15 protein-coding genes and 1 pseudogene are annotated in these 14,724 nt (G+C 47.4%); 8 read left to right on the top strand and 8 right to left on the bottom strand.

Annotated features, from left to right (window positions below):
• Positions 1–5 precede the first annotated feature (5 nt).
• The 3 genes from B2W60_RS07155 to B2W60_RS07145 all read right to left on the bottom strand — a co-directional run bounded on the left by B2W60_RS07155 (position 6) and on the right by B2W60_RS07145 (position 2,392).
• Positions 6–1,586, bottom strand: a complete 1,581-nt coding sequence (locus B2W60_RS07155; protein ID WP_247870023.1) for a thymidine phosphorylase family protein — start codon at positions 1,584–1,586, stop codon at positions 6–8.
• A gap of 63 nt (positions 1,587–1,649) precedes the next feature.
• Positions 1,650–1,835: a heavy-metal-associated domain-containing protein gene (locus B2W60_RS07150; RefSeq protein WP_211116140.1), complete on the bottom strand. Its 186-nt coding sequence runs from the start codon at positions 1,833–1,835 to the stop codon at positions 1,650–1,652.
• Between the two features lie 152 nt (positions 1,836–1,987).
• Positions 1,988–2,392 (bottom strand): MerR family transcriptional regulator, encoded by a 405-nt coding sequence (locus B2W60_RS07145; RefSeq protein WP_027948919.1) that lies wholly within the window; start codon positions 2,390–2,392, stop codon positions 1,988–1,990.
• Between the two features lie 483 nt (positions 2,393–2,875).
• On the opposite strand from B2W60_RS07145, the gene B2W60_RS07140 reads away from it, so the two are divergent.
• The 5 genes from B2W60_RS07140 (at position 2,876) to B2W60_RS07120 (ending at position 8,154) form a co-directional block, all read left to right on the top strand.
• Positions 2,876–3,922: an IS5 family transposase gene (locus tag B2W60_RS07140; protein ID WP_136554446.1), complete on the top strand. Its 1,047-nt coding sequence runs from the start codon at positions 2,876–2,878 to the stop codon at positions 3,920–3,922.
• Positions 3,923–4,513: 591 nt separating this feature from the next.
• Complete coding sequence (locus B2W60_RS07135; RefSeq protein ID WP_292360150.1) at positions 4,514–7,051, top strand: heavy metal translocating P-type ATPase; 2,538 nt, start codon at positions 4,514–4,516, stop codon at positions 7,049–7,051.
• A gap of 52 nt (positions 7,052–7,103) precedes the next feature.
• Positions 7,104–7,385 (top strand): DUF2933 domain-containing protein, encoded by a 282-nt coding sequence (locus B2W60_RS07130; RefSeq protein ID WP_041354475.1) that lies wholly within the window; start codon positions 7,104–7,106, stop codon positions 7,383–7,385.
• A gap of 69 nt (positions 7,386–7,454) precedes the next feature.
• Positions 7,455–7,871, top strand: coding sequence for a hypothetical protein (locus B2W60_RS07125; RefSeq protein ID WP_104934737.1), 417 nt, complete (start codon positions 7,455–7,457; stop codon positions 7,869–7,871).
• Positions 7,825–8,154: a lycopene cyclase domain-containing protein gene (locus B2W60_RS07120; protein ID WP_339612373.1), complete on the top strand. Its 330-nt coding sequence runs from the start codon at positions 7,825–7,827 to the stop codon at positions 8,152–8,154. Before B2W60_RS07125 ends, B2W60_RS07120 begins: the two co-directional genes overlap by 47 nt.
• Here B2W60_RS07120 and B2W60_RS07115 read toward each other — a convergent pair.
• The 4 genes from B2W60_RS07115 to B2W60_RS07100 all read right to left on the bottom strand — a co-directional run bounded on the left by B2W60_RS07115 (position 8,151) and on the right by B2W60_RS07100 (position 11,002).
• Positions 8,151–8,639: a YHS domain-containing protein gene (locus B2W60_RS07115; protein WP_136554448.1), complete on the bottom strand. Its 489-nt coding sequence runs from the start codon at positions 8,637–8,639 to the stop codon at positions 8,151–8,153. The genes B2W60_RS07120 and B2W60_RS07115 overlap by 4 nt on opposite strands.
• A gap of 395 nt (positions 8,640–9,034) precedes the next feature.
• Positions 9,035–10,360 carry an APC family permease gene (locus B2W60_RS07110; RefSeq protein ID WP_136554450.1) on the bottom strand — a complete coding sequence of 442 codons (1,326 nt, stop codon included), beginning with the start codon at positions 10,358–10,360 and terminating at the stop codon, positions 9,035–9,037.
• 40 nt (positions 10,361–10,400) lie between these two features.
• Positions 10,401–10,712 (bottom strand): copper resistance protein B, encoded by a 312-nt coding sequence (locus tag B2W60_RS07105; RefSeq protein ID WP_256369457.1) that lies wholly within the window; start codon positions 10,710–10,712, stop codon positions 10,401–10,403.
• Positions 10,713–10,723: 11 nt separating this feature from the next.
• Positions 10,724–11,002, bottom strand: coding sequence for a hypothetical protein (locus B2W60_RS07100; protein ID WP_136554452.1), 279 nt, complete (start codon positions 11,000–11,002; stop codon positions 10,724–10,726).
• A gap of 533 nt (positions 11,003–11,535) precedes the next feature.
• Between B2W60_RS07100 and B2W60_RS07095 the strand changes: the two genes are divergently transcribed.
• Together B2W60_RS07095 and B2W60_RS07090 are read left to right on the top strand one after the other, a co-directional pair.
• Positions 11,536–12,813 (top strand): hypothetical protein, encoded by a 1,278-nt coding sequence (locus tag B2W60_RS07095; protein WP_136554454.1) that lies wholly within the window; start codon positions 11,536–11,538, stop codon positions 12,811–12,813.
• A 605-nt stretch (positions 12,814–13,418) separates the two neighbouring features.
• Positions 13,419–13,601 carry a hypothetical protein gene (locus tag B2W60_RS07090; protein WP_168800185.1) on the top strand — a complete coding sequence of 61 codons (183 nt, stop codon included), beginning with the start codon at positions 13,419–13,421 and terminating at the stop codon, positions 13,599–13,601.
• Positions 13,602–13,793: 192 nt separating this feature from the next.
• Here B2W60_RS07090 and cadR read toward each other — a convergent pair whose 3' ends face one another.
• The gene (gene cadR / locus B2W60_RS07085; protein WP_004364961.1) at positions 13,794–14,201 is read right to left on the bottom strand and encodes a Cd(II)/Pb(II)-responsive transcriptional regulator; all 408 of its coding nucleotides are present in this window, start codon (positions 14,199–14,201) and stop codon (positions 13,794–13,796) included.
• Between the two features lie 95 nt (positions 14,202–14,296).
• Between cadR and B2W60_RS07080 the strand changes: the two are divergent.
• Positions 14,297–14,724, top strand: a pseudogene (locus B2W60_RS07080) (cation transporter); the annotation flags it as partial.

Below are 14,724 nucleotides of genomic sequence, written 5' to 3'. Positions count from 1 at the left end.
CTCGCTCATCGTTCCTTCTCGACCGTAAAAATTGTCGATTGGCGATAAAACGCCATCGCATACTGTTGCTCTCCGATCGTATCGGAACAGAGCGTAAATAAAGGTTGTCCGACGGTGACCTTGTCGCCGACTCGAGCATGTAGACGCAACCCCGCAGCCGCTGTCGCCGGAGCGCCTGCCAGCTTCGCCAGACGCGCGAGTTGACGATTGTCGATAGCGGTAAGTGTGCCCACTGCTGTGGCCGCTTCGGTATGTTGGTAGCTGGCGTCAGGCAGGGCTTTCATCCCACCCTGCGCGGCCAAAATGCGCTGGAACTGCTGCCAGGCTTTACCTTCATCCAAAATCGCGATCGCTCTTTCCAGCCCTTGTTCATAACGCTCTTGATAAGCAAGTGAAAACAGATGTGCAGCCAGAAACAAGGCACGCTCCCGAAGATCCTGTGGTGCACTGTGCTCGCGCTGCAATACTGCCAGCACATCCCGCGCTTCTTCTACCGGGCCGATACCACGCCCAACCGGCTGACTACCATCCGTAATAAGGCAGCGAATTTGAATACCACAGGCGGCTCCCACCTGGGTAAAGAGTGAGGAAAGGCGATCGGCGTCGTTCTGGGAACGCACTTTAGCGGTGGGGCCGACGGGAATATCTATCACCGCATGAGTGGAACCGGCAGCGATTTTTTTTGATAAAACCGAGGCGATCAACTGCCCTTCACCATCCAAATCCAGGGCCCGTTCAATGCGAATCAACAAATCGTCGGCCGGACTCAGGTTGACAGCGCCACCCCAAACAAGACAGGCATGGGTCTCAGCCACTACACGTTGAATCTCATTGAGCTCCAGATTGACGGTAGTCAGTGCCTCCATAGTATCCGCAGTACCGGCGGGAGAGGTGATCGCCCGCGAGGAGGTTTTAGGGATGGTGAGTCCCGCAGCGCTGACAATGGACACCACGAGCGGTGTGGTGCGGTTGCCCGGCAGCCCACCGATGCAGTGTTTATCAAGAACCATGGCTTCGTCTGGCCAGTTCAGCCGCTTACCACAGGCCACCATGGCCTGGGTGAGACTGATGATTTCATCTACGTCTAAACGGCTACCCGCGCACACACTGAGGAAGCTGGCGATTTCGATATCCGAATAGCGGTGGTCGCCGATGTCCTCGACAATAGCGGTAATCTCTTGATCACTGAGTTTGTGTCCAAAGATTTTTTTGCGCACGGCGGCAAGTGATGTCACTACCGGTGCGTGGTCGACACTAACCGCGGCGCCATCATCGACGTCCAAGCGCTGCATGGCACTTTTAGACAACCCTGCACTCCCGGAACTCAGTACCTGTTCGTCCACCACATTCAGCGTGGCGATAACGCTGTTTTCCCCGTACCGCAGCATGACACGGCTGTTGGCAGTGAAACCTTCAGAGCGGCAGATGTGACAATCACTGCGCATATACACCACCGGTTCCTGGTGGGTGTCGATGCCCATGTCGATCACCTTAAGTGTGTTAATTTGATCCATTAGCATTTCCTGAACAACAAAATTTAGCCATTGCCTTTCTTTCAGTGGCCAGCAGGCTTTCTCCACCACCATATTTCACGCCTGTAACATGCTTAGGCTTACCAACTGCTAATTACTCCAACCATCAGCCATAAACTAATTGATTTGGGTCGAAGGAAAACCCGCTCGATCCAACGCCTCTATCAGAGCGTTAGACTCGACCATGCCAACGACCGAAGCGACACCCGTCGCCAGATCCATACACGCATCGCTTACGCCGGAAACAGAGCGTAGCGTTTGCTCAATGCTTCTTACACAACCACCGCACGTTGCGCCCTGCACCTGTAGCCGCTGCAGCGGGATATCGCTATCTGAGTCAACACTGCTCCGAGTGTTAGCTGCAGTGGATGACTTGCTGGCGCAACAGCAGCCGCCCCGGTGATGAGTAGGGCTCTCGAATTTCTGTGTATTCATGGCAAATCCTCTATGTTGATTTACTGGGCAAACTCTTCAATCAGGTGACAGATCATATGGCCAGTCGGCACCTTATCTGGCTTTTGGCTCCACTCAACCACGGCCTGCTGCATGCGTTCCCGCAGTTGCAGAGTCTCCGCGAACCGTTGTTCAGTTTCATTCAGGCGTTGGTCAATCAAGCGGCGTACCGTCGGGCAAGGCGATTTCTTCTTATCCGCGTGGTTCAAAATTTCCTGAATATCCTCAACGGAAAAGCCCAGTTGCCGTGCACTCAGCACGAATCGCAAGCGGTTGTAATCATTTTCGCTGTATTCCCGATATCCATTGGTTTTGTTCTTCCCCGGTTTCAGAATCTTGATCCGGGTATAAAACCGCACCGTATCGGCCGTAACCCCTAAACGCCTGGCCATTTCGATAACTTTCACACAGCCCTCCTCGCAGCTCAGTCTGACTATCACAGGATTCAGATTAACCCCGAGGATCTGTTCCTTGCCTTGATATGAGTCAATCATCAGTTCTAAACCCGAGAGTAAATCCGAAGAATTTATCCGGCTTTTTGTCACCTTACACCTGTGTCCAAGACACAGGTCAAGCAATTTTCATTCACAGGTATCCGGTTTCTCGTATTCACTATTACACGCTCCTCGATCTTTAGCCTGTACGCCATCAACCGTTAATATTGGCAAGATATCCTGTCACTGCGTTTCTGCATTGAATCGGCCCGCACACAACTCCCATGGTGCACCTGGACTTATCCATTGTCATAGTAGAGCGGTGTTTCTGACCTTAAGATGACCCATGTATTACATTGCTGTAATGTATGTGTAATCTTGTTTACCCTGGCTAGCAGGCTGTTGAAAAACCCCTGATATGGGATAATAGCGATAAATAACCACCGAGAGAATCGAATGCGCGGAGAAATCAATCCTCAGTCTTCCTTTTTCAGCTATGTTGACCTCGAATCACGTATTCCGCAGCACCACCCGATCCGAAAGATACGCTCGGTGGTTGATCATGCGCTGGAGGATATGCAGTGGTGTTTCGATGAGATGTACTCCAGGGTTGGTCGTCCGTCAATTCCACCAGAACAACTGGTCCGAGCCTTATTGTTACAAATAGTCTTCACGATTCGCTCCGAACGTCAGTTGATGGAGCGCCTTGACTATGACCTGATGTTCCGCTGGTTCGTGGGGCTGGGCATAGATGATACGGTATGGAACCATTCCGTGTTCTCCAAGAACCGGGACCGCCTGATGCTCAATGACGTTGATCAGCACTTTTTTGATGCTGTCAAGAAACAGGCCTACGCCAAGCAATTGATGTCACGGGAACACTTCAGCGTTGATGGCACCTTGCTGGAAGCCTGTGCCTCCATGAAATCCTTCAAACCGAAAGACGATAGTGACGGTCCAGGTGACAACTTCCACGGACATAAGCGCAGCAACAAGACACACCAGTCCACAACCGATAGTGATTCGCGCCTGTTTCGTAAGGGTAAAGGCAAGGAATCGAAGCTCTATCATATGGGCCACCTGCTAACCGAAAACCGAAACGGGCTGATCGTTGAAGCCGAATTAACCGAAGCGGGTACCCGCCAGGAGTGGGACGCCGGTACCACAATGTTGGCATATCAAGGCACCCGTCCCGGTATGACGGTGGGTGCCGATAAGGGCTATGACACGGGCGAGTTTGTGGAAGTGTGCCGAGGGTTAAAAGTCACACCGCATGTCGCGGCCAAATCATTAGGCAGTGCCGTTGACGGTAGAACGACATCAGCTATCGGTTACGGTATCAGTCAAGTTAAACGCAAGCGGATCGAAGAATGCTTTGGCTGGATGAAAGAGTTTGGTCTCATGAGAAAACTTCGCCACTGCGGCCGGGACAAAGTCGCCTGGATATTCCGGTTTGTGGCTGCGGTGTACAACGTGACGAGATTGAAGACTTTAATGGCCTGAAAACAGGGAATTAAGGCAAAAACTGCGCATATTTTAAACAGATGCTGTTGCTGATCGTCGATTGAGCATTGCAGGTAATTGTTACACCAAAATCGAGGCAATTGTTTCTACCGATTTATACGTCGTCATTTTCTTAACGGCGGGAAGTTTTTGCTCATCAAACCCCATTTTTCAACAGCCTGCTAAACAGATCATCCATAAATCCAATCATACGCAACTTTATGAAATTTATGATTACGATTTTGTAATCTAAACGTAATGATATTGAAAGAGGCATCTAAGTATCTTCTTATAGGTGTAGTATCTATTTTGTTCTACTGCTAGAAACTCTAACTTAGAGATCCTAGCCGTCATATATTAGTTAGCGAGATTGATTCTACAACAAGATAAATTGGAGCTATATTTGTTGACGGGTTTTTTGATAAATCACGAGATGCATATCGATGTAAGTTTGCTGGAATGTTCGAACTCAGTTTCCGAAATTTGATGTTAACTGTCTGGAACATTCCCAGATAATGTCAAATCAATCTGATTGAATTGCCCAACAACGTCTTAACTATTTGCATACTAAATTGGAGTTAGATGATAGCTATGGACATACCTGAACAACCCTCAAAATCTAAACTTACGAAAACTACTTCGGATGTTGAAACAACACAGTTTTTGGTGTCCGGCATGGGCAGCAATCACTGCGCTGGCCTCATAACAGCTTCTATTAATCGACTATCAGGCATCATCAATATCAGTACCAACATAGCTAACCACCATGTCACTGTGGAATTCGATCCAAACCAGCTAAGTGATAAGAACATTTGGGACGCAATCGAAAAGGCCGGCTACGATGTAGATAGTATGTCATCACCAATGTCTAGCGGAACTAGCGAAGCCTTGTTCACAGTACCTAGCATGGGCAGCGATCATTGTGCTGGGCTAGTCTCAACCTCCATCAAACGCCTTACCGGCATTAATGATATTTCAACTAACATTGCCAATCATAAGGTGACGGTTAGTTTCGATCCGGTAACAGTAAACACAAAAAACATCAAAGAAGCTATTGAGCAAGCGGGATACGATGTAGCAGCCATCAGTGAAAGTCGTTCGCAGGGAAATGCGGAAGCCGACGCGGCGGTTGAAGAGCGTTACCTTGAACAGGCTTGGAGGCGTTTATGGTTCGCCGCCATCCCAACCACATTGATTATGGTATTGATGATGGTGCATATGTTCTGGGTGCCGGTGCCAAACTATCTCACTTGGGTTGCTTTACTTGGCTTTCCTGTGGTCTTCCTGCAAGGCGGGTGGGCAACCCACCGCTCATCCTGGCGTTCCCTTACCAATCGCACCGCCAACATGGATGTCCTTATTTCCTTGGGAAGCCTGCCCCCTTACCTGATTGGGCTTGTGGGATTTATCTACCCCATGACATCTTTTATTGAAATGGCCACCACCATCATGACCTTCCATATGCTTGGCCGCTACCTGGAAACTCGTGCCAAGGGGCGGGCATCACAGGCGATCAAAAAACTACTAAAACTGGGTGCTAAAACCGCCTCCGTACTACGGGAAGGACATGAAGTTGAAGTAGCGGTTGCGGAGCTTCAGGTCGGAGACATCATGGTGGTTAGGCCTGGCGGCAAGGTACCTACCGACGGCGAAATTGTCGAAGGTAATAGTCATCTGGATGAATCCATCGCCACGGGCGAGTCCGTGCCGGTGGAGAAAGGACCTGGCGAAGCAGTGATTGGAGCCACCATTAATAAGGAAGGCATGCTGCAAGTTCGCGCCACTCGGGTAGGTGCCGATACCTTTTTGTCACAAGTTGTCCGACTGGTGGAACAGGCACAAGGCTCTAAAATACCCATCCAGGAATTCGCCGACAGAGTGACCGCAAAGTTTGTCCCGGCGGTTATCATGATCAGTCTTGCTAGCTTTGTAATCTGGCTAATTTTCGCCGAGTCGCTTAGGCCGATTCTTTACTGGGGTGCCGAGTTCCTGCCATGGGTTAACCCGGAACTTTCACCATTGATGCTGGGTACACTTTCGGCAATTTCCGTACTGGTGATAGCCTGTCCCTGTGCTTTGGGGCTCGCCACTCCCACTGCCATCATGGTGGGCTCGGGATTGGGCGCAGAATCAGGTGTACTTATCCGCTCCGGCGAAGCCATTCAGTCTCTTAAGGACATCAAGGCCGTTGTACTCGACAAAACCGGCACCATCACCAGAGGCGAGCCCGCGCTCACAGATGTGATTGCTACCGCCGGCTTCAATGAAAGCGATGTACTTAGGTTCGCGGCATCTGTGGAAGCCGGCTCCGAACATCCTCTGGGGCAATCCATCGTGAATGGCGCCCGGGAAAAGGGGTTGGAGGTTCCTACAGTGGTGGACTTCCGAGCGATTACTGCGCGAGGAGTGGAAGGCCGTGTCGACGACCAGCTCATTCGCGTGGGCAGCCGCCGGCTTCTCAGCGAAGCCAATATAGAGTTGGGCGACCTCGAAGAAGTCATGATCCGTCTTGAAAACGAGGGTAAGACCGCCATGCTAGTTGCCGCCGGAGACCAGGCAGCCGGTATTGTCGCCGTGGCCGACACCATTAAAGAGGACTCGAAAGCTGCCATTGCCGCGCTTCATGAGATGGGCATTCACACTGTCATGATCACAGGCGACAACGAACGTACAGCTCGCCACGTCGCGAACCAGGTAGGGATCGACGAAGTTATGGCGGGCGTTTTGCCTGAAGGCAAGGTGGATGCAATTATGCGGCTGCAGGAAAAATATGGGCAACTGGTGGCCATGGTGGGCGATGGCATCAACGACGCCCCGGCACTGAAACAGGCCAATGTGGGTATCGCTATTGGTGCTGGCGCCGATGTTGCCATTGAAGCTGCGGATGTCACCTTGGTTAAAGGTGAACTAACCAAGGTGGTGGAGGCTATTCGCCTGTCCCGTGCAACTTTTCGGAAAATCGTTGAAAACCTGTTTTGGGCTTGGTTTTACAATGTGGCCGCGATACCCATTGCAGCTGTCGGCCTACTTCATCCGATGATCGGGGTGATCGCCATGACAACCAGCTCTTTGTCGGTGATTGGCAACTCACTGCGCCTTAAGCGGGTGAAACTGAATGTTGATAAATGACCCTGACATACATCTAACAGCGCTGTCTATAAGGCGGCATAGGAGAAACTAGATGGCAAGCAAACCCGGTTTTTGGACCAGCCTTCATGGTATGGCAACTCTTATACTTATTGGAGTGGCGCTCTATTTTATTTTCGTTGATCACAGTGCCCACATCCTTCCATATCTTCCATTTCTGATTATTTTGTTGTGTCCACTGATGCATATATTCATGCATAAGGGGCATGGCGATCATGGAGAAAACAGTAAAGACGAACATCAACACCAAGATGCGGAAGAAGCCTATCGCCGTGGTCTGGAAGATGGGCGAAAAAAAACGAATGACCGGCTGTAGTGTCATGTCAGGTCACAACCGTTAAACCAGAGGGGAATCTTCCCCTTGAAGTAAACCTAGGAGATAACTATGAAAAATCTTACCCGATCACTCATCATCACCGCCATCCTTACCGCGCCAGCTTTCGCCCAGGATGACCATCAGCATAATGACAAAATGCAAGACAACACCATGAAAATGCAGGATAAGGGAATGACTTCCATGCATGATCATATGCAGGAAATGCAAGCTCTGATGGACCGAATTCAACAAGAACAGGACCATGAAAAACGCCACCAAATGATGCAGGAACATATGACCGCCATGCAAAAAGGTATGAAAATGATGCATGGGGAGATGAAAGGTAAAACCATGGAACACAAAGGCAAGGAAGACTGCATGAGCATGATGGATGAGCGAATGAATATGATGCAGATGATGATGAACCAGATGGGAGAACATCAGATGGAAGAGAAAAAACTCCGCAAGCATATTCACAAGAAATAGCTGGTTTAGGTGTCCAGCATCCGAACTTCACGATGCTGGCCCCCCTGCACTCAAGAGTTTTTGGGGAAGCGTTCTATTTCTTGTTTATTACGCGATTTTTGTCCTTGGTCTTGAAAGCATTGCACCGGGATACATCGAACGTGTATGGAACCTGGATGCACTGAGTGGCCTGTTTCTTATTGGTATACCCTTGGAAGAGTTACTTTTTGCAGCCAGTTTTGGATATTACTGGACGGGCATTTATGAACATTTGACTTGGAAAAACCAAGTCAGATTTAATTAATGACTGCTATCGTCTTTATAGGGGTGTCCGAGATTACCCAATTCACCTTCCTCACTGAGATGAAGGAGAGCATCGTGAACCTTATCAAGCCACGACTGCTCCATATCTACCCCCGAGGCCAAAATATAATGCTCAATTTCATCAAGTGATATTTGAACCAAATCGTATTCAATTTCAAGCACTTTTTGATTAATTTTAGCTTGCGTCACCCCCATCAATGAATTTAAACCATTAATCAATTTAATTTTTAACTCCTCATTGTCAGGCAGTTCAAGCTTAATAAGTCTCTGTTTATTAACCCTTACACCATGTTGCTTGACTGATTTACCATGCTTGGGATCACCAATGTATAAGCTTGGCCGTTGGTTGAATCTGTCCTGACATTGTTGAGAACAAAACCAAAGATCAATGCCACGGAAATTTACAGATAATTTGTTATCTGCGACGGACATTTCACAAACAGGACAATTTTTTGACGGAAACATCAGAACCTCGCTCTTCTATTAGATATGAAACGCTAGAAAAGATTGTTAGTCACAGCAAAAATACCAGCACTTATGTCTACTGAAGATGACCATAAGCTTAGACCCTCAATAAATCCTGATGGTGAACATACCAGTGTTCGGCTGCCTTTATCTCAATCTTTTTTCTACTGGCTAATCGGTACACGCAATGAAATACAGTAATGCCTGATTAATGAAAGGAATCAATATCAGTATTCCCATCCAACCTGGGCACTCTGTACGCTGACAAAAACGCCAAACCGGAATAACAACGACAATGGCAAACACCAGCATCCACTACCAATGTCATGCGCACATGGTGTTACCAAAAATATTATCAGTCATCATGGTACTGCCCTCCACGTAAAATATTGTAATTAATGATGATGATGTAATTCAGCGGATCTTTTCAGGAAAATTTGCTCAGCAACTGCGATAATAATCATAGTAACAACCGCCACACCAATCACAAATGGATCAGTATTCAGTTTTACCCAGACAAAGCCCCCTAGCGCGAGCAAATCTAAAATAATCGCGGTAGTTGGCACCCATCTATTGGCGTTAATGTCTTCTCGCAAATAACGAAGAACGCCCCAATGAATGGCAATGTCCATAATTAGGTAAAACACGATACCCAGTGCAGCAATTCGAGACAGATCAAAAAATGCCGTCAGAATAAGTCCTAAAACGACCGTGTAGACCAATGTATGCTTTTGAATACTACCCGGCATACCGAAATGTCGATGCGGAACCAGTTTCATTTCCGTCAACATTGCCAGCATTCTTGAAACGGCAAAAATGCTGGCCAGAATACCGCCAGCAGTCGCCATCATGGCAATAGCAACCGTAAACCACACACCATATTCACCCAATGCCGGGCGCGCAGCCGCAGCAAGGGAATAGTCTTGTGTTTTGATGATTTCTGCCAACGATAAATTACTCGCCACAGCAAAACCGACCAAGCCATAAATGACCACACAGGCCGCGATAGAAATAACAATTGCGCGACCTACGTTACGTTTAGGATCTTTTACTTCAGAACCACTGTTAGTAATAGTGGTAAACCCCTTAAAGGCCAGTATCCCCAGTGCCGTTGCACCGAGGAAGTTGCCGAAGGTTCCTGCTTCTCCTGGGCTTGTAAAGTCGACAGAGATACTGTCGGCGATCCAAACACCTACCAATCCAAAAATGAGAATGCCCAGAATTTTCAAAATACCAATGAACGAGGCCACCCCCTGAATCAATTGATTACCTAAAAGGTTAATTATAAAAGCGGCCAAAATGAGCGAGACACCAAGCAAAGGCACCATAATGCCGCTTTGATCCCCACCGAAAAGTTGCATGGTGTATGAACCAAATGTGCGCGCGAGAAAGCTCTGGGCGATCACCATTGAAAAATACATCAGCAAAGCATTAAAAGCCGTTGGCAACCGGTTACCATAAGCTTTATGCAAATACATGCCAATGCCGCCTGCAGAGGGATAAGCGTTAGAAATTTTGATGTATGAATAGGCACTAAAACTAACGATTACTGCGGCGGCTAGAAACGCTAAAGGAAATAAAACACCTGTCATCTGCGCCATTTGCCCGGTAAGCGCAAAGATACCAGCACCAATCATCACACCGGTACCGAGCATAACTGTTCCCGCTAAAGTGAGGCTTCCCTCCTTATAATGCGTTGTTCTGTCGTCATTGTTAGTCATTTACTCTCCCTCTTCAGTTTTACTAATTTTGTTACTCTAGTTAAAACCACATCCGAACCCCGGCAACAAAACCTGTTTCGATTTTATCGCCCCCTTCATCAGAGATTTGATTAGCCTTTTGACCTAAGGCCCGGCTCCAATAAACACCTATGTAAGGTGCAAACTCTCTAGAGATTTCATAGCGATAACGCAGTCCTATTCGAACATCGTTGAATCCACTGGGGCGATCGAACGCTTGGGCATCTGTGAGTCCAGCAGAAACTTCCAAGCGTGGCTGTAAGTACGAAACTTGACTGAGGCGAATGTCGTATTCGGCTTCAAGTGATGCTGCTATGTCGCCATCTTCATTAATGATATCTGAAATTAATGTTGATGCTCAGAAGGTTTTTTAACACCTGCTTCCATATCATGGCCAGCATCACCATCTTTAGACATTACTTCATCTTTAGGCATACATTTCTGCATCATGGCTTGCATGACTGGATCCTTCATATCCATTTTAGAATGATCCATATCTTTCATAGCTGCACAGTTAGGTGCTTCTCCTTTGTTAATATGCTCTTCAGGGTTATGAGCTTGAGCAGATAGAGCCAACATTAATGCTGGCAACGCAACAAAATATGGCAAGGTTTGAAATTTCATAAAGTTAGTCCTAAATAGTATTAAAAGTATGAATAACTTGATTAAAGCAAAAATTATTAGCGGCAACACATAGTTAAATCTTGTCATTGCCTCTTAAGCTACATTTAATTGGATGAGCCAACATCACGATAAATTAAATTTGATTTCCGCTTGACCAGCGTTGGCTCAACTATTAAATCAACCTACTTTGAAGACTAACGGACGATTCTGTCACCTTGATGACCTAAACATTACAAAAACCTAATCCTTATGTAATCCTTTTTTTTTACCGTTTGTAGAGCATACGAACTATATTCTGCCCTACCTGCCTTTGTTAATTATTCTTTTGTGTTCACGATTTCCTTTGCTTATTACAAGGATTATGTAAGCCTCAGGCAGAATGTTCATCCTGTTTAACTATAGAGGACGTCCAACAAAGGGGCTTTAAGCAGGCTGGTAAAGATTGCAATAACGGTCACTAATCAAACTAAACACCTATGATTTAAAGTTAACCGTTGGACATTAATATAACGTTTTCCGACAGAGGAGAATCAATGAAAAAAATCGATAGTTCTCAAGAGCAGACAAGATCACAACGGCTAAACCATCACTGTACCTGCGTTACTCTAGATTGGTCAGCGATTATTCGCGATCTCAACAACCAATTGGGTGATAACGCTGAAGGCATCCTGTCTACTTCGGGCATGCGCCAATTCTTCTCAAATGCCGCGATTTTTGTTCCAAGTTCTGATCTTGAACAAATGCAGGCGATTGTTAAGGCAATCGAATCCGCTGCTTCACTTGCAGAATATCAGCAACAGATCATGTCTTGGGCACCTGAGAGTGCACGGCATAATCCCGGTCCAGTAGGCGCTTTTATGGGCTATGATTTCCACCTCAGTGAGGATGGTCCTCGTCTTATCGAAATCAATACCAATGCCGGTGGCGCTTTTCTTAATGCCATCCTGACTCGCGCCCAACTAAAATGTTGTAGCGGCAATACACAGGCGTCTTGGGCAAAAGATTTCGATGAAGCAGTCATTGCGCAATTTATAAGTGAATGGCGGGCCCAGAGAGGTAGCGGACAACCTGAGCGAATTGCAATCATCGACGATGCACCGGAAGAACAACATCTCTATCCGGAGTTCAAACTCGCGCAACAGCTATTCATCCAACATGGCATTGATGCCGTCATACTTTCACCAACGGATCTCAAATACGAATCAGGAGTCTTGTATGGTGATAACCAGAAAATCGATTTGGTTTACAACCGTCTGGTCGACTTTGGACTAGATGCACCTGAACATGCTGCTTTGCGTTTTGCTTGGTTAGAATGTGGCGCAGTTATCACCCCGAATCCTTATACACACGCCCTATTTGCTGATAAGCGAAACTTGGCCTTAATGTCAGATCAGCAGACTCTACTAGATTGGGGGTTAAGTACTGAAAATGCTGAACTTTTAAAAAAGGGTATTCCCCACACCATTCAGGTTACCGCCCATGATGAGCAATCACTCTGGCAACAACGGCGGCAGTGGTTTTTTAAACCGGTGGCAGGTCATGGCAGCAAGGGTGTCTATCGCGGCAGCAAGCTGACCAAAAGCACATTTGCACGTATTCTTGAAAGTGATTATGTTGCACAGGCCTATGTGCCACCCTCAGAACGTGTTGTGATGGTTGATAACGAACGTGAAATGCTTAAGGTTGATGTGCGATTGTATACTTACCGAGGGGAATTATTACTTGCTGCAGCAAGACTTTATCGAGGTCAAGCTACCAACTTACGTACACCGGGTGGTGGATTTGCACCTCTACTTTTGCAGCAAAGTTAGAAGAATGTGAATCAACATCTCGGCGTAATTGTTTATCGAGCCGCATCACCAGCCGGAAGAGTTTATCGCCCTCATAAATCAGCCTCAGATCCTGACCGCCAATGACCATTTGCTAGGCATTTTGTAAGGTTGCAATGTCCAGTCCCAGCAGGGTCAGATGTTCTCGCTGCGGATTAATTGATAACATCGGCAAACTGGTCACTTGTTCCATGCGCACATCTTTAGCGCCACTAATCTGTGCAACTGCTGCGGATGAAACGTACTCAGAGTCAGAACTATCTAGGAGGCAGACTCCGCCAGATAAAATATTTAAGTTAATAGTCGTTTTTATATGTGGTTTTTGTTTATTAGGATATACAGGTGGTATTTGTGTATTCCCCAACACCGAAGTACTAGTCCTCACACATTAAATTCTTATTAAATTTATGACTGTGTCTGTTGAGCTAAGCGACGGAGCTTTCATGCAAGTAATAATTTACTTCGGGACTGTGTTAAATCAGGTATTGCTATGTTTGTGGAGAAACAACAGTTAATTTGAGATTAATCTCACCACGGCTGTACATCTGAGTTAACGCATCAAAATAAATTTTCTTTAGTGCGATTTAATGGCTCAATATGAAGTAGAGATTCGGGATGTTGAAAAACTGAGCTGTAAAGCAGCCTCTGAGTCTTCGGGTTTTGTCTGTGACGTAAAAGTAACATCATTTTCTGAGTTCACTGGAGAGCAATCAGCAGCCTCCAGCATTCGACTTGTTGAGAGTGATGACGGTTGGGAAGTCATTCAATAATAAAAAGCAAAACCTAAAAGAAGTACTCACCAGCGCAGTAATGGTTTCGATTCTTTTTTTGTTATTCCCAGCGACAGTAAGCTTTCCTAATACACTTATTATTCAGGGTAAGCGGATTAAATGGTTGATCTTACCTTTGCATGAGAGTGAGACAGACCGGCATCTCATCGGATTATCTGGTTGATGCTTCACCTACTGCTGGTGCATGTTTCCTTCGCTAATTCCAGCAAGAACCCCACACGCCTCAACTTCCCGGTCATCGTTGCAACTCGCTCTCAGTGAAACGAGTTGTTTCTCAAGCGCTTGCAGAGCGGTTATCTGCGACCGCACATGAGAGATGTGATCATCGAGCAAGGCGTTGACGGCGGTACAAGGCTGATGAGGGTCGTCCTGATAGCTCTGTAGTTCGTGAATCTCAGCCAGTGACAGGCCTAGGATTCTGCAGCGACGGATGAAGGCCAGCCCCTCACCATGCTTCTCGGTATAGACACGGTAACCGTTGTCCTGCCGATCAGGCGGCGGCAACAAGCCCTGCTGTTCATAGAAGCGGATCGTCTGTGTTTCGACCCCTACCAACTGCGCCAACTGACCAATGCGCATCAGCCTCCTCCCCAACGGATTCTTTACTCTATTGACCTTATAGTAGCTTTATAGTTTTAAATGGTACCACAACATTGTTCAAGTGGAGTCGTATCATGAGCAAATCCTGTGGTGGCGCCTGTGGCGGTGATGCAACGTCCGCAGCGGATACCGATATACAGGCCTCCTCCGAGGCGCCAGGGAGATGGGTCAGTGTTTATGCCGTGCCGAAGATGGACTGTCCATCAGAAGAACGAATGATTCGCCTAGCCCTGAACGGCTTTGAGGAGATTCGGGCGCTGTCCTTCGACTTGTCGAACCGCCGGCTGAAGGTCGTGCATGACGGCGAGGTCGAGCCCGTCACCTCGAAACTGAAGACCTTGGGGCTAGGCGCCTCGCTTCAGGAAACCGTCGCTGCAAATCCGGAGACCATCAAGGCCGCCGAGTTTTCGGCAGCTTCTGCTAAGCAAGAATCCGGGACCCTGCGCTGGTTGCTCGGCATCAATGCACTTCTGTTCGTGGTGGAAATGACTGCCGGTCTGAT

The organism is Methylophaga sp. UBA2496, assembly GCF_002341635.1.
In the GTDB taxonomy this organism is placed as follows: domain Bacteria; phylum Pseudomonadota; class Gammaproteobacteria; order Nitrosococcales; family Methylophagaceae; genus Methylophaga.
Note: the sequence above shows the minus strand (reverse complement) of the source record. Positions and strands in the feature narration are given on the sequence as shown.

Coding starts and splice junctions, on each gene's coding strand:
- B2W60_RS07095 (WP_136554454.1), top strand. CDS start 11,536: ATGAAAAAAATCGATAGTTCTCAAGAGCAGACAAGATCACAACGGCTA.
- B2W60_RS07130 (WP_041354475.1), top strand. CDS start 7,104: ATGGCAAGCAAACCCGGTTTTTGGACCAGCCTTCATGGTATGGCAACT.
- B2W60_RS07090 (WP_168800185.1), top strand. CDS start 13,419: ATGGCTCAATATGAAGTAGAGATTCGGGATGTTGAAAAACTGAGCTGT.
- B2W60_RS07140 (WP_136554446.1), top strand. CDS start 2,876: ATGCGCGGAGAAATCAATCCTCAGTCTTCCTTTTTCAGCTATGTTGAC.
- B2W60_RS07125 (WP_104934737.1), top strand. CDS start 7,455: ATGAAAAATCTTACCCGATCACTCATCATCACCGCCATCCTTACCGCG.
- B2W60_RS07100 (WP_136554452.1), bottom strand. CDS start 11,002: ATGAAATTTCAAACCTTGCCATATTTTGTTGCGTTGCCAGCATTAATG.
- B2W60_RS07110 (WP_136554450.1), bottom strand. CDS start 10,360: ATGACTAACAATGACGACAGAACAACGCATTATAAGGAGGGAAGCCTC.
- B2W60_RS07155 (WP_247870023.1), bottom strand. CDS start 1,586: ATGGTGGTGGAGAAAGCCTGCTGGCCACTGAAAGAAAGGCAATGGCTA.
- cadR (WP_004364961.1), bottom strand. CDS start 14,201: ATGCGCATTGGTCAGTTGGCGCAGTTGGTAGGGGTCGAAACACAGACG.
- B2W60_RS07135 (WP_292360150.1), top strand. CDS start 4,514: ATGGACATACCTGAACAACCCTCAAAATCTAAACTTACGAAAACTACT.
- B2W60_RS07115 (WP_136554448.1), bottom strand. CDS start 8,639: ATGTTTCCGTCAAAAAATTGTCCTGTTTGTGAAATGTCCGTCGCAGAT.